Annotated in this window: 17 protein-coding genes; 1 reads left to right on the forward strand and 16 read right to left on the reverse strand. The window is 66.9% G+C overall.

The annotated features are described in order from the left end of the window. Positions 1-24: 24 nt before the first annotated feature. From IEW24_RS03585 to IEW24_RS03650, 14 genes are all read right to left on the reverse strand, one after another. Positions 25-1,200, reverse strand: a complete 1,176-nt coding sequence (locus IEW24_RS03585; RefSeq protein ID WP_188575476.1) for an NAD(P)-dependent oxidoreductase — start codon at positions 1,198-1,200, stop codon at positions 25-27. Positions 1,201-1,377: 177 nt separating this feature from the next. Next, positions 1,378-1,983 (reverse strand): hypothetical protein, encoded by a 606-nt coding sequence (locus IEW24_RS03590; protein ID WP_188575478.1) that lies wholly within the window; start codon positions 1,981-1,983, stop codon positions 1,378-1,380. Between the two features lie 10 nt (positions 1,984-1,993). Next, on the reverse strand, positions 1,994-4,897 hold the full coding sequence (locus IEW24_RS28970; RefSeq protein ID WP_188575480.1) for an FAD-dependent oxidoreductase: 2,904 nt from the start codon (positions 4,895-4,897) through the stop codon (positions 1,994-1,996). Further along, positions 4,894-5,199: a sarcosine oxidase subunit delta gene (locus tag IEW24_RS03600; RefSeq protein ID WP_188575482.1), complete on the reverse strand. Its 306-nt coding sequence runs from the start codon at positions 5,197-5,199 to the stop codon at positions 4,894-4,896. Before IEW24_RS03600 ends, IEW24_RS28970 begins: the two co-directional genes overlap by 4 nt. A 10-nt stretch (positions 5,200-5,209) precedes the next feature. Then, the gene (locus tag IEW24_RS03605) at positions 5,210-6,451 is read right to left on the reverse strand and encodes an FAD-dependent oxidoreductase (RefSeq protein ID WP_188575484.1); all 1,242 of its coding nucleotides are present in this window, start codon (positions 6,449-6,451) and stop codon (positions 5,210-5,212) included. 255 nt (positions 6,452-6,706) lie between these two features. Next, complete coding sequence (locus tag IEW24_RS03610; RefSeq protein ID WP_188575486.1) at positions 6,707-7,435, reverse strand: GntR family transcriptional regulator; 729 nt, start codon at positions 7,433-7,435, stop codon at positions 6,707-6,709. Positions 7,436-7,595: 160 nt separating this feature from the next. After that, positions 7,596-7,973 (reverse strand): RidA family protein, encoded by a 378-nt coding sequence (locus IEW24_RS03615; protein WP_188575487.1) that lies wholly within the window; start codon positions 7,971-7,973, stop codon positions 7,596-7,598. After that, the gene (locus IEW24_RS03620; protein ID WP_188575489.1) at positions 7,970-8,959 is read right to left on the reverse strand and encodes a threonine ammonia-lyase; all 990 of its coding nucleotides are present in this window, start codon (positions 8,957-8,959) and stop codon (positions 7,970-7,972) included. The genes IEW24_RS03615 and IEW24_RS03620 overlap by 4 nt, the downstream gene beginning before the upstream one ends. A gap of 46 nt (positions 8,960-9,005) precedes the next feature. Beyond that, the gene (locus IEW24_RS03625; RefSeq protein ID WP_244644129.1) at positions 9,006-9,803 is read right to left on the reverse strand and encodes an ABC transporter permease; all 798 of its coding nucleotides are present in this window, start codon (positions 9,801-9,803) and stop codon (positions 9,006-9,008) included. Positions 9,804-9,814: 11 nt separating this feature from the next. Next, positions 9,815-10,675 (reverse strand): ABC transporter permease, encoded by an 861-nt coding sequence (locus IEW24_RS03630; protein WP_188575491.1) that lies wholly within the window; start codon positions 10,673-10,675, stop codon positions 9,815-9,817. After that, positions 10,672-11,697, reverse strand: coding sequence for an ABC transporter ATP-binding protein (locus IEW24_RS03635; RefSeq protein WP_244644131.1), 1,026 nt, complete (start codon positions 11,695-11,697; stop codon positions 10,672-10,674). Before IEW24_RS03635 ends, IEW24_RS03630 begins: the two co-directional genes overlap by 4 nt. Positions 11,698-11,811: 114 nt before the next feature. After that, a complete protein-coding gene (locus tag IEW24_RS03640; RefSeq protein ID WP_188575493.1) occupies positions 11,812-12,879 on the reverse strand; it encodes an extracellular solute-binding protein in 1,068 nt (355 codons plus the stop codon). Between the two features lie 90 nt (positions 12,880-12,969). After that, positions 12,970-14,658, reverse strand: coding sequence for a hydantoinase B/oxoprolinase family protein (locus IEW24_RS03645; RefSeq protein ID WP_188575494.1), 1,689 nt, complete (start codon positions 14,656-14,658; stop codon positions 12,970-12,972). Continuing rightward, positions 14,655-16,691, reverse strand: coding sequence for a hydantoinase/oxoprolinase family protein (locus IEW24_RS03650; protein WP_244644133.1), 2,037 nt, complete (start codon positions 16,689-16,691; stop codon positions 14,655-14,657). The genes IEW24_RS03645 and IEW24_RS03650 overlap by 4 nt, the downstream gene beginning before the upstream one ends. Positions 16,692-17,171: 480 nt before the next feature. On the opposite strand from IEW24_RS03650, the gene IEW24_RS03655 reads away from it, so the two are divergent. Then, positions 17,172-18,038 carry a LysR family transcriptional regulator gene (locus IEW24_RS03655; RefSeq protein ID WP_188575498.1) on the forward strand — a complete coding sequence of 289 codons (867 nt, stop codon included), beginning with the start codon at positions 17,172-17,174 and terminating at the stop codon, positions 18,036-18,038. A gap of 52 nt (positions 18,039-18,090) precedes the next feature. On the opposite strand, the gene IEW24_RS03660 is transcribed toward IEW24_RS03655, so the two are convergent. Next, complete coding sequence (locus IEW24_RS03660; protein ID WP_188575499.1) at positions 18,091-18,873, reverse strand: MipA/OmpV family protein; 783 nt, start codon at positions 18,871-18,873, stop codon at positions 18,091-18,093. Positions 18,874-18,884: 11 nt separating this feature from the next. Continuing rightward, positions 18,885-20,267 (reverse strand): sigma-54-dependent transcriptional regulator, encoded by a 1,383-nt coding sequence (locus IEW24_RS03665; protein ID WP_188575501.1) that lies wholly within the window; start codon positions 20,265-20,267, stop codon positions 18,885-18,887.

Below are 20,267 nucleotides of genomic sequence, written 5' to 3' on the forward strand. Positions count from 1 at the left end.
GCGTTCCGCGCCACGTCTGCCGGCTCAATAACCGGCGTCGCGGGAGACGAGGCCCAGCGGCGGGCGCTTCTCCTCGACGGCGGCCAGATTGTCGAGGAACACCTCCACCGCGCGGCCATCGGCCTCCGACCCCTGCCAGGAAATGTGCGGGGTAAGGCGCACGCGGCGCTGGTAGAGCAAGGGATGGTCCGCGGGCAGGGGCTCCGGCTCGGTCACATCCAGCGTGGCCGAGGCGCCGGCATCGCCCGCCAGCCATGCCATGAGCGCGTCATGGTCCACCAGTTCGCCCCGTGCCACATTGATCAGGTGCAGACCGGGCTGCGCCGCCTTGAGCAGGTCGGTGGAGACCATGTGCCGGGTGGCGGGCGTGAGCGGCAGGGCGAGCACCAGATGCTGGCTGGCAGCCACTACCTCCTGCGCGCTGGCGCTGAAGCGCACGCCGTCCTCCGGCGCACCCGCAGAGCGCCGGAAGGCGACGACATTCATGCCGAAAGCCCGCGCCCGCACGGCGACCGCCCGGCCGATGGTGCCGAAGCCGAGCAGGCCGACGGTCCTGCCGTCGAGCCCGCCGAAGGGGAAGGCCTCCATGGGGCGGATGCCGGGGCGGGCGAAGGCCTGCGCCAGCTTGCGTTCGGCTTCCAGAATGGCGGCGAGCACATATTCGGCGATGGCGCCGGAATTGGTGCCCCGGCCGCATGTCACCAGCGGGCAGTCGAATACCCAGGCGGGATAGACATCCATGCCGGTGGAGATGGAATGGAAGTGGCGCACGCGGCCGGGCCAGCCGGCGGGCGGGCTTTTGGGCGCATCGCGCCAGCCCACGCCGGGCCGGGTGAGGATGGTATCCACGCCCTTCGGGACCACCCACGGCGATGCGCCGTCCTTCAGGTCGAGCACGCTGCCCACGTAGGGCGTGCCGGCCAGTTTCCGGCCGGCGGCGCCGACATGGCTCCAGACCCTGCGCCTGCCGTCGGCGGGCGTTGCCGGTTTCGCCGAAGCCTTGCGGGTGGGGGATTTGGGAGCTGCTGTTTTGGGCGCGGCGGGTTTTGCGGGTGCGGGTTTGGCCGGGGTTGGTTTGGCTGGGGTTGGTTTGGCCGGGGCGGGCTTGCCTTCCGCCATCGCATCGGTTGCCGCCCTGGGCGTGCTCTTCCGTCCCTTGGCGCTGGTCTCGCCGGCCTTGGTCCCGCTCGCCCTCGTCATCGCCTGCGCATCCGCTCATCCTGCCGCCCGGTGCGGCTCGGGGAGGGATCATAATGGGAAAGATGGCATCCGTAGAGCACCCGCGCGGAAAGGCTGCGGCGCCCGCCCTGCGCAGGGTGCATACGCGGGGCGGGCGCTTTCCCTATTGAGCGCCCCCCGCGCCGGAGGGCATGTGCCTCAGCTGGCCGAGGCCAGCACGGTCAGGCTGTCCCGCATGAAGGCGGACGAGGTGACGTCGAAGAACAGGTCGAAGCCCGGCCCGCCCGCACGGTCGGAGCGCACCACGATGCAGTCCATCTGCGCCACGCGGGTCTGCGCCACCCGGCCGGGCAGGAAGCGCTCCAGCCCCAGATCCACCGGGCAGGTCATGGACATGAGATGGAAGACATCGGGCCCGCCGATGTGAAACCAGGCCCATGTCTCCTCCCGCAGGGCATCGAAGCCCTTCCGTACGTCGGTGGCCACCTGCCAGTCGGCGCGCAGCTGCTGAATGCCCTCGGGGTGTTCGGGGCTGCGCGGCAGGAGCAGGATATCCTCGCTCCCGAGGCGGACGGCATCGACGTGCGCGCTGACGGCCGCCCGGCAGTTGGATTGGGGCAGCGCCAGCCCGCGTGCGGAAAGCCAGCCGCTCGCGCCCCGTCCCTTGAGGCCGAGCCTGTCGCAGGCGGTGAGATCCCGAAGGGTCACATCCAGCCCACCGGAGGTGGCCGGGACGAGGCGCGCGGGGGAGGGCACGTTGGGGGGCGCGTAGCTCAGCCCGAGCGGTGTGCGCCGTTTCGCCATGGCCTGCACGTCAGATCTCCTGCCGCTTGTTTTCGGGATCATAGAAATGGGGCGGCACGATCCGGGCATCGATGGACGTGCCGCTGCGCGCCTTGATGATGATCGCGGGATCATGTTCGGCGACGGTGGCCGGCACGAAGGCGAGGCCGATCCATTTGCCCACGGTGGGCGAGAAGACGGTGGAGGTCACATGCCCCACAGCCTCGCCGTCCTTCAGGATCAGGCAGGATTCGTCGGGGTGCGTGCCGGCGTGTTCGCCCACCGTTTCCGGCAGTTCGAACCCCACCAGACGCCGCCGCGCGGGCTGGCGCCGCAGCAGCTCGGTGGAGCGCTTGCCGATGAAGAAGGGCTTCTTCATGGACAGCGCCCAGCCCATGCCCAGCTCATCGGCCGTGCTCACCGCATCGGTGTCCTGCCCGATGATGATGTGGCCCTTCTCAAGCCGCAGGATGCGCGAGGCTTCGAGGCCATAAGGCTTGAGGCCGAAGGGCTGTCCGGCCTCCATCAGCGCATCCCAGAGCGCTTCGCCGCAGGATTGCGGCGTGTGCAGCTCGAAGCTCAGCTCGCCGGAATAGCCGATGCGCATCACCCGCACCGGACAACCCGCGAGGGTTCCGGTGACGCCGCCCAGGAAGGCGATGGCCTGGGGCGAGACGTCGAGGCCCCCCATGGCTTCGAGCGCCTTGCGGGCCAGCGGGCCGGTGACGTTGAAAGCGGAATAGGCCGAGGTGACATTGTGGATGTCGACGTCGAGGCCCCATTCCACATTGTGCCAGCACATGTCGGCATAGATGCGGTCCACGCCGCCGGTGGTGGCGGTGACGTAATAGAGATCCTCCGCCATCCGGAAGGCCACGCCGTCGTCGATCACCGTGCCCATCTCGTTGAGGGTCAGGCAATAGCGCACCCGGCCCACGGGCTGCTTGGCATAGCTCATGGAGCAGAAGCGATCGAGGAAGCGCCCGGCATCGGGGCCGTGCAGCTCGATCTTGCCGAGGGTGGAGACGTCGAGCACGCCCACCTGCTCCCGCACCAGCTTCACTTCCGCCGCGATGGCCGCAGCGCGGGTGGACGTGTCGCCATAATAGAGCGGCCGCCACCAGGCACCGGCGGTGGTCATCTGCGCGCCGGCCGCCAGATGGCGATGGTGCAGGGATGTGTGGCGGTAGCGGCTTTTCTGGATGCCGGCCAGCACGCCGAGCCGTTCCGGCCCGAAGGGCGGGCGGGAGGTGGTGACGCCGATGGCCGCCACCGTGCGGTTCGTGGTCTCGGCGACGATGCGCGCGGTGGCCAGCGCCGAGTGGCGGCCCTGAGAAGGCCCCATGCCCACCGTGGAGAAGCGCTTGACCAGCTCCAGCTCGCTATAGCCGGCCGCTACCGCGCCCTTGATGTCCTTGATCTGAAGGTCTTCGTCGAAATCGACGAAGTCGCGGCCCTTGGGGTGGGGCAGAAGGGGCAGGGCGATGCTGCTGAGTGCCTGCTCGTCATCCGCCGGCACGTCCACCGGCCGGCTGCTCAGGCCCAGCGCCTCGGCCGCAGCGGCGCCTGCCCGCCGTCCACCGGCCAGCACCGTGGGCAGCGCGAAGGCACCCGCGACCGAACCGGCAAGCGTCATGTGCGCCGGCAGGTTGGCGATGGTGAACTGCGCGGAGGTGTCGTCATAATTCAGACGGGCGCCGGCCTGCAGCGCCAGCTGATAGGCCGGCGTATAGGCGCAGGACACGGTGAGCAGGTCGCAGGCGATGCGCTCCGCCTTGCCGCCGGAGGCGCCGATGCGCACTGCGCGCAGGTGCTTGTTGCCGGATGTACCCTCGGCCTCAAGGATGGTTCCGCCGAGGATGATGCGCACGCCCTTCGCCGCCAGAGCAGCGGCCAATGCGCCGTGGCGCTGCGTCGGGCGCGGATCCACCAGTGCGGCCAGTTCAACACCGGCCTCCACCAGATCCAGCGCGACCCGATAGCCGTCCCGGTTGCCGGCGAACACCACGGCGCGCTGTCCGGGGCGCACCGCATAATGGCGCATCATCCGCTGCGCGGCGGAGCCCATGACGATGCCCGGCAGGTCATTGTTGCGGAACGGATGCGGCTGATCGAACGAGCCGGTACCCAGGATCACTTCCCGCGCCCGCACCTTGTAGAGGCGGGTGGCGGTGACGACGGGGATCCAGTTGTCCGCGTACCAGCCGTTGGCCACCGCGTCGGTCAGCACGTCGATATTGGATGCGGCCCTCACCTGCGCGATGAGGTCGCGCAGCAGAGCGGCGGTGGCCTCCGGCCCGTCATCGAAGCGGGCATAGGTGAGCGAGCCGCCAAGCTCCGGATTGTCGTCCACGATGAGCACGCGCGCACCGGCTTGCGCCGCCTCCAGCGCGGCGGACAGGCCGGCGGGGCCGGCGCCCACCACCAGCACGTCATAGAACAGGTTCACCTTCTCGTAGCGCTGCTCGGGCAGCGCCACATCCACCTTGCCGAGGCCGGCCTTGCCACGGATGAGCGGCTCCCACACCTTCAGCCAGGCATTCCTGCCGGGGCCGAAGAAGGTCCGGTAATAGAAGCCCACTGGCATGAAGCGGCCGAGACGGTCGAGGATGGCGTCGAAGTCCCAGTCGAGTGAGCCGTTGACGTTCTGGGCGCTTGCCTCGAGGCCGTCGCGCAGCCGGAACACGTCGGCAGGCACGTTGGGATCGCTGCCCACCTGCACCAGCGTATTGGCTTCCTGCGCCGCCATGGTCATGGCCGCGCGGGGGCGGTGATATTTGAACGAGCGGGAGAGCACCCAGGCACCCGAAGCCATGAGCGCGCTGGCGATGGTGTCGCCGGCAAGGCCCGTGAAGCTCTTGTTCTCGAAGCGGAAATTGAGACTCTTGCTGCGGTCGATCCGTGTGCCGTAAGGCGCGGGCAGGCGCATGCTCATGGCATGATCTCCTTCGGCGTGATCTCCTTGGGCGTGATCGCCTTGCCGTGGAGAGCGGCCGGCTCATAGGTCGCCACGATCTCGTCGGTCACGGTGTTCCGCTCGGCGATGAAGAAGTAATTGGACGGCGTGTGACGCCACCATTCCCGGATCACGCCCGGCGTGTTGTCGAGCTGGAACATGTGGCGCGACCATGCGGCGTCATCGGCCGTGTCGGGGTCGATGGGCGGGCGCACCGGGCCGAAACAGGTGAATTCGCTGCTGTTGCGTGGCCCGTTGAAGGGGCAGTTCATGATCTTCATGTGAGGCGCCCTAGTGGCTGGCCGCCGTCGCGCCCATCTCGTTGATGAGCGAGATGGTCTCGAAGCGCTTGAGGCTGAACGGCTGGAGGATGTCGGCCACGCGCTCGCGTGCCACCGTCTCCGCCATGTACTTGCCGGCGACGGGGGTGGCCTTGAAGCCCCAGGTGCCCCAGCCGCAATCCAGCCAGTAATTCTTCAGCGGGCTGGCGCCCATGATGGGGGTATAGTCCGGCGTCATGTCGGTGATGCCGGCCCATTGCCGCAGCAGCTTCACATTGTGCAGGAAGGGGAAGAGCTGCACCGCGCCATGGGCGAGCTGCTCCTTCAGATCCAGCGTCGAGCGGGTGGCGGCCAGCTGATAGGGATCCGAGCCGCCGCCGATGACGATCTCCCCGCGCGAGGACTGAACCAGATAGGTGTGCAGGTTGGCGGACGACACCAGCGTGTTGAGGAAGGGCTTCAGCGGCTGCGTCACCATGGCCTGAAGCGGGAAGCAGCGGATCGGCAGCTCAATACCGGCCATGCGCGCCACCTGCTCGTTGAGGCCGCCCGCCGCCTGTATGACCTGGCCGACCCTGATGGTGCCGCGATTGGTGCGGATGGCGGCCACCCGGTCGCCGGCGATGTCGAAGCCCTGAACCTCGGTGCGCTGGTGGATCTCGACCCCGCGCCCGGAGGCCTGCGCGGCATAGCCCCAGGCCACCGCATCATGACGGGCGGTGCCGCCATCCTCATGCCACAGGCCGCCCACCACCTCGTGCTGGCCGCCCATGTCCATGTTGAGGTGGGGGCACAGCTCGCGCACCTGCTGCTGGTCCACCACGGAAATGCGGGTGCCGTTGTGGCGGCCCATCTCGGCGCGCAGATGGAAGGAGCGCAGCGTCGAGTCCGAATGCGCGAGCGTGAGCTGGCCGCGCTGGGAGAACATGACGTTGAAGTTCAACTCATGCGACATGCTCTCATAGAGCGAGACGGCTTCCTTGTAGAAGCGGATGGACTGGTTGGTGATGTAGTTGGAGCGGATGGTGGTGGTGTTGCGCGCGGTGTTGCCGCCCGCCAGATAGCCCTTCTCCAGCACCGCCACGTTGCGGATGCCATGGTATTTGGACAGATAATGCGCCGCCGCCAGCCCGTGCCCGCCGCCGCCGATGATGGCCACGTCATAGCTGCGCTTGAGATCGGGCGTGGGTGGGATGTCGCGGGTGGGGACGTGATCGCCCGGCAGCCCATATTTCAGCAAAGTCAGAGGCATGGACCGTGCCGCCCTTCTCGCGTGTCCAGAAACATGGCGGCGATGGTCATCCGCGGCGCGGGCGGCGGCAAACGACTTATTCGGGTGCGGTGACGTCGATTATTTTATGCGCCCCGTCGTCGCGGGCACGTGCGGGGCGCGCCTCCCCGGAGGGCATCTGGCCCTCTCCGGCGTCGGAAGCCGTGCTTTGAAATACGGGAACGCTCTATCAAAGAGTTGGAGTGTTTCTGTGTTTCCATGAAACACTGAAACGCTCTAGCCAGCCGTGGACAGGGTGGCCCGGTTGATGGCGGTCGCGGTGCGGAACAGGGCCGTCTGGAGCCGCGACTTCGCCAGCTCCTCGTGCATCACCGCGAGCCGATCGGACTCCTCGATGTCGCGGGCATGGATCGCCTCGTACATGAGCTTGTGCTGGCGGGCGGTTTCCGCCATGTGCGCGGCGATGTCCTCGTCCGGATGCGCCGGGGTGAACTCGCTGCGCTCCACCGTCGAGAAGCAGGCCCGCGCGAGCCGGATCGTCACCAGCAGCATCTTCTCGTAAAACGCCTCGAAATAGATGTTGTGGGCGGCCTCGGAGATGCGCAGGTGGAACTCCACATTCAGTTCCGAGCGCTGGAGGCCATCGGCGGTCTCGATGCCCTCCTCGAAGGCGATCATGGCGGCCCGGATGCGCTTCAGGTCCGCCGGCGTCCGGTTCTGGGCCGCGAGGCGATGGACCATGCGGCTGGAGATGAGCAGGGCATCGTAGATCTTGGGCATCTCGTCGAAATCGAGCGGCGCCACGCGGGCGCTGCGCCCATCCCGGATCACGAGGTCATCCGCGATGAGCTGGATGATCGCCTCGCGGATGGGCGTGCGGGAGACGTTGATCTGCTCCGCCAGATCCGCTTCGTCGATGACCGAGCCCGGACGCAGTTCCAGCCGCAGGATCGCCTCGCGGATGGTGTCGTAGATCTTGCTGCCGCCACGGACTTGCTTGGCCACTGAAACGCTCCTCATCGCAGGACATCCGGTGTCGCATCCTGCGGCAGGGGACACCAGGGGTACCGATCAGGGTGGTTATCCGGCGTTGGCGACCGGCAACCACCCTGAGGCCGGATGTATCATGCCTCCGCAGTAGCCCGGAACATGCAAGGCCACCACGCTAGCGCACGAGGATGGCCTCGACCTCGACGCTGAAATCCGTGAAGGACGATTGCACCACGGACCGGGCGGGCGGCGGGTTGCCGATGTATTCGGCATAGACCCGGTCGAAGACCGCCTTGTTGCTGAGATCGGTGAGATAGGCGAGCACCTTCACGCAGTCGGTCTTGAGATTGTAGCCGGCGGCCTCGGCGACCGCTGTCAGGTTGCGCATCACCTGATGGATGTCCTCCTCGAACGGCCGGTCCTTCAGGCGGGTGCCGTCGGGGAGGCGCGGTGTCTGGCCGGAAAGGAACAGGAAGGTGCCGCTGGCCTCCATGGCCTGGCTGTAGGTGCCGGCCGGCGGCGGGGCGGAGGGGGTGACGATTGGCCTGATCATGCGGTCTTCTCCCGGCTGTCGGTGCCGAAACGGTTGCGGAAGGCGGCAACGTCCATGTTGCCGCCTGATAGCACAACCACGGCGGTGCGCCCGTCGAGCGTGAGACGGCCAGAATTCAGAGCCGCAAAGCCCACCGAGCCGCCCGGCTCGACCACCAGCTTGGTCGCTTCGAACAGAACGTCCACAGCCGCTATCACATCCGCATCGGTGACGCTGAGCCCGCCGGCCAGATTGGCGAGATTGACCGGGAAGGTGATCTCGCCGGGCATCTGGGTGACGATGGCGTCGCAGATGGACCTCGCATCCGGCTTGTTCGCGGTGCGGGTGCCGCGTTCGAGCGAGATCCTCGTGTCGTCGAAACCCTCCGGTTCGACGCAATAGACGGCGGTATCGGGCATGAGCGCCCTGATGGCGGTGGAGATGCCGGCGATGAGCCCGCCGCCGCCGACGGGGCAGAGCAGGACATCCGCCTTCACGCCGAGCGTCGAAAGCTGCTCGGCCACTTCCAGGCCGATGGTGCCCTGGCCGGCCATGATCATCTCGTCATCATAGGGCGGCACCATCACGGCGCCGGTTTCCCGCTCGATCTGCTCGGCAATGGCCTTGCGGTCGCCGGTGTGGCGATCGTAGAGGACGACCTTGCCCCCGAGGGCGCGGGTGTTCTCGCGCTTGAGCGCAGGCGCATCCTCCGGCATCACGATGGTCGCGGGAACGCCGAACGCCTTCGCGGCCGCCGCGACGCCCTGCGCATGGTTGCCGGACGAGAACGTCACCACACCGCGCCGCCTTACGCTCTCGTCCAGCGAGGCGATCTTGTTGAACGCGCCACGGAACTTGAAGGAGCCGGTGCGCTGGAGATTCTCCGGCTTGAACAGGATGCGGCCGCCCAGACGCTGGTTGAGCTGCTCATATTCCAGCAGGGGCGTGACCACGTGGTGGCCCTTCAGGCGGCTGGCGGCTTCGGTGATGGTGTCGAGCGTGATCATCGCGGAGCAAAAATCCCGGTGCAGTCGAAATGGGGGAGAGGCGAGGCTATTTCGCCACCGTTCGGCGCAGGCCCATGGCCCGCTCCATGATAAGGACGATCAGCAGCGTGCCCAGCACCATGATGGCGGAGACCGCAGCCACCAGCGGATCGGTCCGGCTTTCCACATAATGATAGAGCGAGACCGGGAGCAGCTTCAGCTGGGTGCCGGCGATGAACAGCGAGATCACCACCTCATCGAAGGACACGATGAAGGACAGGGCGCCGGTGGCCACGAGAGCCGGCGTCATGAGCGGCAGGGTGATCCGGCGGAACACCGTCAGCGGGTGCGCGCCGAGCGTGCCGGCGGCATCCTCGACGAACATGGGCAGCGTGCCCAGACCCGTCAGCAGGACGCGTAGCGCATAGGGCAAAGTGATGACCAGATGGCCGAGGATCATGCCCGGCCATGTGCCCACGAGGCCCTGACCCACGAAGATGATGAGAATGGCGAGGCCGAGCACGATGCTGGGCAGCAGCAGCGGCGCGGTGAAGATCGAGATCAGCGTGTCGCGCCCCACGAAGGTCGAGCGTGCCAGCGCGACCGCCGCCGGGGTGGCGATCAGCAGGGTGAGCACCGTCACGTAGAGGGCGAGCAGGAAGCTGTTGCGAAACGCCTCCAGCATCTCGTCATTCTCCAGCAGCGCGACATACCACTTGGTGCTCCAGCCGGATGGCGGCCAGGAGACGTAGGCATCGGCCGAGAAGGAGATGGGAAACACCAGCAGGACCGGCGCCAGCAGGAAGGCGAGGATCGCGGCGATGGCCAGCAGCTGGAACGTTCGGATCAGACCCTGAAGCATCATGGACCCCCGGATCATTCGACGATCTTGGACAGGCGGCCGTACAGCACCAGAGCGGCGCCGAACACCACCAGGATGAGCACGGAGAGGCAGGCGGCGAGCGGCCAGTTCAGCGTCACGATGGCCTGGTCGTAGATCTCCGTGGCCAGCAGCGATACGCGGCCGCCGGCCAGCATCTTGGGCGTGATGAAGCTGCTCACCGCCAGCACGAAGCACAGCAGGCAGCCGAGCAGGATGCCCGGCAGGCTGAGGGGCAGGACCACGCGGCGGAACACCGTGAACGGACGGGCGCCGAGCGTGCCGGCCGCCTGCTCCAGCGTGGCGTCCAGCTTGCCGAAGCCGGACAGCAGAGACAGGATCATGTAGGGCATCAGGATCTCCACCATCCCGATGATCACGCCGGTCTCGTTGTTGATCAGCCGGGGCGGGGTGAAGCCCGAGGCGCGGATCAGCGACGGCAGCACGCCCTGATCGCCGAGGATGACCATCCAGCCATAAGTGCGCACCACCGCCGAGATGAGCAGCGGCGAAATGCAGACCACCACCAGAAAGGCCTTGAGACTGCCCTCGCGCCGGCTGACGAACAGGGCGAGCGGATAGGACAGCAGCAAGGTGATGATGGTGATCAGGATGCCGAACCACACCGTGCGTCCGACCATCGACCAGTAATAGCCGTCGCCGAACAGGCCGAGCCACGTCGAGACGGTGATCCCCTCTTCCAGCGATCCGGTCGATGAGGCCGCCCGGAAGGACATGGCGGCAAGGTTCAGAACCGGCACCATGAAGGCGACGATGTTCACCAGCAGGATGGGCAGCAGGCAGGCCAGAACCAGCTTCCTGCCGAACGGGTTCTCGTTGACGCTGACCGTATTCATCGTTCGCCGTCCGCCGCGAAGGTGAGCGTATCCTGCTCGCTCCAGTGCAGCAGCACTTCCGCGCCGGACTGGAACGGGTCGCCGGCCGATGTGGTCGCCTTCTCCACCAGAATGCGGGCGCCGGCCGCCTCCACGGAATATTGGAGGGTGTCGCCGATATAGGTCACTTGGCGGATGGTGCCGGCGAGGACGTTCTCGTGCTCTGCCGAGGGAATGGCGCTGCCGCTCGCCACGAGGCCGATGCGGTGTGGGCGGACCATGACCAGAACAGGGGCGCCCCGCGCGCCCGGCCGGGAGGCGCGGATGGTCATGGAGCCGTTGATGTCGATGGCACCGTCGCTGCGCCACGTGCCCTTGAGCCGGTTGATGCGGCCCACGAAGTCCGCAACCATGGGGGTTGCGGGCGTCTCGTAGATTTCGTGCGGTGTGCCGATCTGTTCGAGCCGCCCCTTGTTCATCACCACGATGCGGTCGCAGATGGCCATGGCCTCGGTCTGGTCATGGGTCACGAAGATCGTGGTCATGCGCAGGCGCTGCTGGATTTCGCGGATCTCGTTGCGCATGTCGTCGCGCAGCTTGGCGTCGAGGTTCGACAGCGGCTCGTCGAGCAGCAGGATGTCCGGCTCGAACACCAGCGCGCGGGCCAGAGCGACGCGCTGCTGCTGGCCGCCGGACAACTGGCGGGGCTTGCGGTCCCCGACGCCGTTGAGGCGCACCATCGCCAGCGCGCTTTCCACGCGCTTGGCGATCTCATGCTTGCTGTGCTTGCGCATCTCCAGCCCGAACGCGACGTTCTCCGCCACCGTCATGTGCGGGAACAGGGCATAGGACTGGAACATCACGCCCATGTTGCGCCGGTAGGTGGGCAGGCCCGTGACGTCATGCCCGCCCACCAGAATGCGGCCCGAGGTGGCCGCCACCATGCCGCTGATCATGCGCAGCGTCGTGGTCTTGCCGCAGCCGGAGGGGCCGAGCAGCCCGAGCAGCTCGCCCTGGGCAAGGGAGAACGAGAGGTTCGACACCGATGGGTCGAATGCACCGTAACGCTTCTCCAGGGAGTCGACTTTCAGATACAATCTCGCTTCGCCGCCGATGCGACGCCCCTAGCCAGAACGAATGATCGGGATGCTGCCGCCTCAGCTCCGGGTCAGCACGTTCCTGCGCCACTGCTCAGTGATGGCATCGCGGAACTTGGCCACTTCCAGCCAGTCGATGTTGATCATCTTGGACATGCGTTCCGGCGTCACCGCCGTGCGCGCGAGCGCCTCGGGGGAGAGGGGGGCGTCGCGATTGGTGGGGGCGTAGGGCAGGGCCTCGGTGAAGGTCGCCTGCGTCTGGGCGCTGAGCGCATACGCCATGAATTCCAGCGCTGCATCCTGCTGGGGCGCGTTGTTGACGAGGTTGATGGTGTTGATCTGGAACACAGAGCCCTCGTCCGGAATGGATGCGGCGATGCGATCGGGCGTCTGTCGGGAGAAGGTCTGGATGCGCGCGTTATAGCCCACGCTCAGGTCCGCATTGCCGCTCGTGACCGAGGCATAGCAGTCCGGCTTCGGCTCCCAGGACTGCACCAGCGGCGCCATCTCGCCGAGCAGCTTGATGCCCTTGGAATAGTCGCGATAGTCGGTGCCGCCGGCCAGCTTGTTGGCGACGAAGGTGAAGCCCATGCCGACGGCGTTGGGCGGGGCATCGAGGGTGATGCGGCCCGCGTGCGCCTTGTTCCAGAGCTCCTTCCAGGAGGTCGGCGCGCTGGCGAATTTCTTCGGCGAATAGATCATCGCCACATTGTCGAAGGTCACGGCCGGACCGGGCATCCCTTCGATCAAAGCGGTGGGCACGAGCTGCTTCATGACCGGCAGCACGTCCGGCGTAACGGCCTTGTAGAGGTTCTCGTTGGCACCGGCCTTGGCCACCACCATGTCGAGGATGCAGACGTCGAGCTGGGGCGCGGCCTTCTGCGCGCGCAGCGTGCCGAGGTTCTGGGCGGAGGTGGGGAAGCCGACGTAATTGACCCGGATGGACGGGTTCGCCTTCATGAAGGGCTCGATCACCGTCTTCTTGTAGATGTCCTCGAAGATGCCGCTGTAGGCGGCGACCGTGATCCGGCGCTCCTGCGCATGGGCCCGGCTGACCCACGGCATGGCGAGGCCCGCCGCACCCGCCGCACCGAGAACAAGAACCTGTCGCCTGCTGTGCTTCGCCATCGTGCTTCTCCGAATGCTCTAGGAAGGATTTTTTGAGCGCTGAGGCTTATGGCCTCCCGGGCCGAGGGTCCGGGAGGGAGAGGCAATCGGTCAGACGTTGCCGGCGAAATCGGGATAGTTGGCCTGCACATAGGCAGGGCTGAACTTGCCCGACTTCAAATCTTCCGCGATGGCCGCGTCGCTGCGTTCGGTGGGCGCGCCGTAGCCGCCCGCGCCGGGCGTCTCGAGCACGGCCACCGCGTCTTCCTTGAGGACGATGCAGGACGCCTTGGGGGCGAGCATGGTCTGATCGCCTTTGTCGGCGGCCAGATAGAAGCGGCCGCTCGCGCCATCCGAGCCGCCGAACAGGCCCCACGGCTTGTGCCGGAAACGCTCGCCCACGCCGTTGAACTCGCAGGTATGGCCCACCGGCCGGATGCGGCGGCGGATGCCGAGGCCGCCGCGATAGCGGCCGGCGCCGCCGGTGTCCTCGATGAGCGCATACTCCTCGACGCGCAGCGGATATTCCAGCTCGATGGCTTCCACGGGCAGGTTGGAGGTGTTGGTGATGTTCACCTGAACACCATCCTTGCCGTCGAAGGTCGCCCGTGCGCCCATGCCGCCGCCGAGCGTCTCCAGATAGACGTAGAGCTGACCGGTGCGCGGATCGATGCCGGTGAACACCGCGCTGGTGTTCGCGCCGTTGGCGGCGGCGATCACCCGCTCCGGAATCTGCGGGGCCAATGCACCGAAGACGCAATCGACGATGCGTTGGCAGGAGTTGGCACGCAGCGCGACGGCGGCGGGGGCCACGCAATTGGCGAACGAGCCGAGCGGTGCGCGGATCTCGATGGCGTCGAAGATGCCCTGATTGTTGGGCACGTTGGGATCGAGCAGAGCCTTCAGCGAGAAGCAGACCGCCGAACGGGTGATGTTCAGCGTCATGTTGAAATTGCCGGGGACCTGCGGATCGGTGCCCTCGAAATCGAACAGGATGCGGTCGCCGGTCTTCTCGATGCGCAGCACGATCTTGATGTCTTCGGTGCCCGCGCCGTCGTCATCCATATAGTCGGTGAAGGCGAAGACGCCGTCGGGAAGGGACTGGATCGCCTTGCGCATGCGCATTTCGGTGCGCGCGACAATCTCGGAGAAGACGGCGGTGATGCGGTCTCCCCCATGCTCGCGCACGATGTCCTCCAGCCGCGAGACGCCCAGCTTGCAGGCGGCGATCTGGGCGTTGAGGTCGCCCTTGCGCTCGTCGGGGAGGCGCATGTTGAGCAGCAGGAGGGTCAGCAGGTCCTCGTCCAGCACGCCCTTCGAGAACAGGCGCATGATCGGGATGCGCAGGCCTTCCTTATAGATCTCGTTGAGCCCGCCGGACATGGAGCCCACGGCCGCCCCGCCCACATCCGCGTGATGGATGATGTTGGCGACGAAGCCGATCAGGCGCTCACCATCGAAGACCGGCATGGCCAGATTGATATCGGGCAGGTGGGTGCCACCGGCCACATGGGGATCGTTGGCGATGAAGATGTCGCCCGGCGAGATATCGTTGCCGAAACGCTCGATCAGCGTGGTCATCAGGCCGCGCATGGAGGCGAGATGAATGGGCAGCGCCATTTCCGCCTGTACGATCAGGCGGCCCTGCGCATCGGCGATGGCGGTGGAGTGGTCGTGCCGCTCTTTCACATTGGTGGAGAAGGCGCTGCGCATGATGCTGATGAAGCATTCATCGGCGATGGACTTCAGGCCGTTCCAGGTGATCTCGAGCGAGATGGGGTCGATGGCAATCTGGCTCATTTCGCGATTTCCATGATCAGGTTCAGCGCGGCATCGACGGTCACGGTCGCCCAGGGCGGCACGACCGTGGTGGAATCGAGCTGGGTGATGATGGCCGGGCCGGCGAGGACGGTGCCGGCCGGCAGGCCCGCCCGGTCATAGAGGGGGGTCGGCACGGGGCCACTTTCGTCGAACCAAACGTCCTTGGTGTCGAACGCCTCGGCCCGCTCGGTGGGAGAGAGGGTCATGGACTGGCTCTGCGGCAGCTTGGCCAGTGCGCGCAGGCGCACGTTCACGATCTCGATCGGCGCCTTGGCGTCATAATGCCCGTAGGAGCGCTCGTAGGCGGCGAAGAAGGCCGCCTGCATCGCCTCCGGGGCGGGCAGCACGATGGCGTCGGCGCCGCTCGCCACTTCCACGGCCAGCTCGTAATTCTGGCCGACGTAGCGCATGTCGAGCGAAAGCACGAGACGGGTCTCGATGGCGCCGTCCGCCTCCTCGGTGAGCCACGCCTGCCCCTGTGACGCGAGGCTTGAGACCACCGCCTTGACGTCGTCCATGTCGGGTTCGACACGGGCGCGGCAGCTCACCACGAAATCCTCCTGCAGGTCGGAGAGGATGAGCCCCTCTGCGCACAGGATGCCGGGCGCATGGGGCACGATGATCTGCGAGATGCCGAGCGCGCGCGCCACGTCCGTCGCATGCAGGCCGCCGGCGCCGCCGAAGGGCATGAGGGTGAACTTGCGCGGGTCGTACCCCTTCTCGATCGTCACCGCGCGGATGGCGCGGACCATGTTGGAGGTGACGATGCCGACGATGCCGAGGGCGGTCTGTTCGATGCCGAGGCCGAGCGCGGTGGCCAGCGGTTGCACCGCCGCGACGGCGCGATCGCGGTCGATGGTCATGCCGCCGCCCGTGAGTGTCATAGGCAGGCGGGCGAGGATGACATTGGCGTCGGACACGGTGGGCAGGGTGCCGCCGCGGCCGTAGCAGGCCGGGCCGGGCACCGCACCGGCGCTGTCGGGGCCGACCTTCATCAGGCCATCGGGGCCGAGCGAAGCGATGGAGCCGCCGCCCGCGCCCACGGTGTGGATGTCCACCATCGGCAGGCGGATGCGGAAGCCGGAGATGTCGCGGGTGCTGGCGATGGCGGTGCGGCCGTTCTGGATCAGGCAGACGTCGGTGCTGGTGCCGCCGATGTCGAGGGTGATGAGATCACCGAGATCCGACATGGCACCGGCCCCCGCCGCGCCGACCGCGCCCGCCGCCGGGCCGGAGAGGGCGGTGCGCACCGGAAACTGCGAGGCGCGGTCCACCGACATGAGGCCGCCGCTAGACTGGAAGATGCCGAAGTCGGCCTTCGGCGCCACCGTGGACACCTCCGCCTTCAGCCGGTCCATGTAGCGGCTCACCTCCGGCTGGAGGAAGGCGTTGATGAGCGTGGTGGAGAAGCGCTCGAACTCTCGGAATTCGGGCTGCACCTCGCTCGACACCGACACGAACAGGTCCGGGAAGGCCTCGCGCAGTGCGGTGGCGAGCCGCGCCTCATGGGCGGGGTTCAGGAAGGAGAACAGCAGGCAGACCGCGATGCCCTGCACGTTCTCGGCGCCGCGAATGTGCGCGATCAGGTCCTCGATGTCGCCGTCTGTGAGCGGACGGATGATCTCGCCGGACGGGCCGATGCGCTCGTCGATCTCGAAGCGAAGCGCGCGCTCAGCAAGGGGGGCGGGGGCATCGAGCTGGAGGTCGTAGATGTGGGGGCGGACCTGACGGCCGATCTCCAGCAGATCGCGGAACCCACGCGTGGTGACGACCGCGACCTTGGCGCCTTTGCGCTGCAGAAGAGCATTGGTTGCGACGGTGGTTCCATGCGCAAAGCGGACGATGTGCTCGGCGTTGATGCTGTATTTATCGGTCAGCTCGCGCAGCCCGTGAATAACGGCGCGCGACGGATCATCCGGGGTGGACGGGCGTTTGTGGATGAGGACGCGACCGGTATCGATCTCACGCGCCGAAAAGTCGGTAAACGTCCCGCCAACGTCGACGCCAACCACCCATTTTTCATTGGAAGTCTGTGCAGTGTTCATCTCGCCTGCCTGCTGGTTCAACCCGTCCCGGCGCTAAGTATCCAAACGGTATACTAAACAATGCGGCCTTCAAGCCCAAAATCGGATCGCTGGGAGCTTAAGTTTGGTGCACCGCAACCCTCGGCCATCGAACTGCCTGGCCCTATCGCCTGGGCCATCGACGGCGATCGGCGGTGCACGGATCCACGGCAGCGGGCGCGTGCGAGCGCTAATCTTTTAGGCGCTCAATATCCGGATCCTGCCTCGCATCCGGATCACGTCACCCGGCGGGTGCAGGGTCTTGCTCGATCCGGTGAGCCATGCGCCGGACGGTCTTCGCGGCGCTCTCATGGTCCCGGGAGACTTTCGAAGTATGGCTTGTGCCGAAGCGCGCCCAAGCAATAGAATCCGTGCCAGTGACCCCGTTTTTGTTTCTGGCGGCCCCGGTTGATGCGAAACTTGCCCCCCTTGAGCGGCCTCCAAGCATTCGAGGCGGCGGCCCGCCATCTGAGTTTCACGGAAGCGGCGAAGGAGCTGAATTGCACGCAGGCAGCCGTGAGCCAGCGGGTAAAGGCGCTGGAAAGCTACCTGTCGCGCACGCTTTTCATCCGCAAGTCCAATACGCTGCAGCTCTCCGAGGTCGGCGAGGCCTATCTGGCGGGCGTGACCGAGGCACTCAATCTGGCCGCCGCCGCCACCGAGGGCCTGCGTGGCCGCAAGGTGCCGCGGACGGTGGCCATTTCCGCGCCGGTGTCCTTCCTGACCCTATGGATGGCGCCGCGTCTGGAGCATCTGGTGGCGGCGTGTCCGAAAGCCGAGGTGCGCCTCAACAGCGCCATCTGGACCGACCCGAATGCCGAGATCGCGGATGTGGTGGTGGAAGTGCGCGATGTGGCCGAGGTGGATCCCGCCTGCCCGCATCTGCCGTGCGAGCGGCTGGATCTGGTCTGCACGCCGGCGATGGCCGAGGCGCTTGGCGCCATGTCCATGCAGCGGGTGCTGCGGGAGGCGCGACTGATCCTCATTCAGGGCCGGCACAACATCTGGCGGCGCTGGGCGGACGAGATGGGCGTCAAGCTTGACGGCGAGATGCCGACGCTGAAGGTGGACAATGCCGTGACCGCGCTGGAGATCGCCGCACAGGGGCTTGGCGTCACGGTGGCCTATTCCACCTATTCGGAACCCTATGTGGCCGCGGGCCGGCTCGCCCGCATCGAAGGGGCAGGGCTGAACACCAGCCTGTGCCATGTGCTGCTGGGGCCGCCCGGCCAGCCCACATGGCATCCGGCGCATGGTGTCTTCAACTGGCTCAAGGCGGCGTTTGCCGCGCCCTGAACGACCTCGTCCGGGTGCGGCGAGGTGCGGATCCTGCCGGCGCGCATCGCCATCAGCGCAGTGAGAATTCGCGCTCGAGGCCGATACCGAGCGTGAACTGGTTGGTGCCGCCCAGAGAGCGGGTCACTGGGCTGTCGGCGGCGTCGCCCGCAAGCCGGTAATAGCCGCCGAAGAGCGTGGTCGTCCAATGATCCGGAAGCGCATAGGCGAGGGACCCGACCAGCCCGCTGGTGGTGAGGCCACCGGCGGGCGCGAATGCCGAGAGCGAGGGATTCACGAGACTGGTTACGGGCGACACGCCGAACATGGTGTTCATGGAGGTCCGGTCGGCGAAGTCCAGCCGTGTCCCCAGAGAATAGGTGAAACTGCCGGCCTCGTGCACCCAGTCGACGCCGAGCTTGCCCGTCAGCCCATCGCCTGCACTGACGCCTTGCCGGAGTTCGGCCCGGACCCGGATCGCCTTGTCCAACGGCCAGAATTCCGCAAACGCGCCAAACTCCGCCGACGAGCCATAGCCGGGCAGCCCGTACAGCACATTGTCGCTCCGCGACGCACGAAGGGAGGCGGTCGGCCCGATGGAGATGCCGCCGAACTCGAACAGGGGGATCGAGAAGTCATCATCCGGCGCGCCGAACGTCGCGGGCTCTCCCGCGCGCCGGATGTCGAAGCTCGGCGAAAAATCCAGACTGGTTTGCTTTGCGCCCGGAAAGCTCGGAGCCACTGCCGTTTGCAGGCCGATGGTAATGATCCATCCTTCGCCGAGCGCCTCCTGCGCGAAGCTCGGCCCGTCCGCAAGCAGGAAGAGGGCGAAGGCGAGGAGCAGGGGTCGAAGCACGCGCGAGCCTTTCAGTCTTCGGTTTCGGCCACCCGCGACACCTTGATCGCGAGTTTCCGGATGCGGTGCCATAGGCTGCGTTCGGTGATGCCGAGGCGTTCGGCGGCGCGCGCCTGCACGCCGTTGGTCTGTTTGAGAGCCTCCAGTACGAAGTCCCGCTCCAGACGCTCCAGCTCCGCGTCGAGATCGGAGGGCAGGGCGCCGGAGGCGGCCACGCTCCCGCTCTCCGGGCCGAACAGCAGCAGGTCCCTGGTTTCCACCATGGACCCGTGCGCGACGATGGCGGCCCGCTCCATGCAGTTCTGCAGCTCGCGGATGTTGCCGGGCCATGCATAGGCCTTCAGCGCCTCCAGAGCGGCGGGGCTGAGGCCGGAGATGCGCTTGCCCATCTCCCGCGCCGCGTGCGCCAGAAAATGGGCGGCGAGGAGGGGGATGTCGTCGCGCCGTTCACGCAGAGCGGGCAGCGTGATGGGGAAGACCGCCAGCCGGTAATAGAGGTCCATGCGGAATTCGGCGGCCGAGATCGCCTTCTGGAGATCCTTGTGGGAAGCGGCGACGATGCGCACGTCCACCTTCAGGCTCCTGCTGCTGCCGACCGGTTCGAAGGTCTGCTCCTGGATCGCGCGCAGAACCTTGGCCTGAACCGCCAGCGGCATGTCGCCGATCTCGTCGAGAAACAGCGTGCCGCGATGGGCGGCGCTGAAGCGGCCTTCCCGGTTGGCGGTGGCGCCGGAAAATGCCCCCTTCACATGGCCGAACAGCTCGCTCTCGATCAGCGTCTCGGGGATGGCCGCGCAATTGACGGCGACGAACGGCAGGTCGCGGCGCGGGCTGTTGTAGTGAATGGCGCGGGCGATCAGTTCCTTGCCGGTGCCGCTCTCGCCGTGCAGCAGCACGCTGGCCCGGCTCTGCGCCACCTCCCCGACTTGCCGGAGCATGTCCTTGAAGATCGGGCTCTCGCCGATCAGGGTGTCGAAGCGGTAGCGTCCTTCCAGCTCCGAGCGCAGCCGCGCATTCTCGCTGACGACGGCGCGAATGTTGAGCGCCCGCTCGATGGTCGCGACCACGTCGTCGGTGTCGAAGGGCTTGGCCACATAGTCGAAGGCGCCGTCCTTGATCAGATCCACGGCCCCCCGCACGGTGGCATAGGCAGTCATGATGATGACGGGCAGGTCCGGCCGGCCCTTCTTCAGGGCCACCAGCAGTTCGCGTCCGCTCATGTCCGGCATGCGCAGGTCGGTGAGGACGAGGTCCACGGCATGGTCCGCGCAATGGCTGAGCGCCGCCGCCGCGCTGGTGACGGCGGCGGTCTCGAAACCGCGTTCGTTCAGCGCCGCCGCGAGCACCTCGCCGAGCCTTGCCTCGTCGTCCACCACCAGGATGGCTGATCCCAT

Source organism: Azorhizobium oxalatiphilum (assembly GCF_014635325.1).
Lineage (GTDB): Bacteria > Pseudomonadota > Alphaproteobacteria > Rhizobiales > Xanthobacteraceae > Azorhizobium > Azorhizobium oxalatiphilum.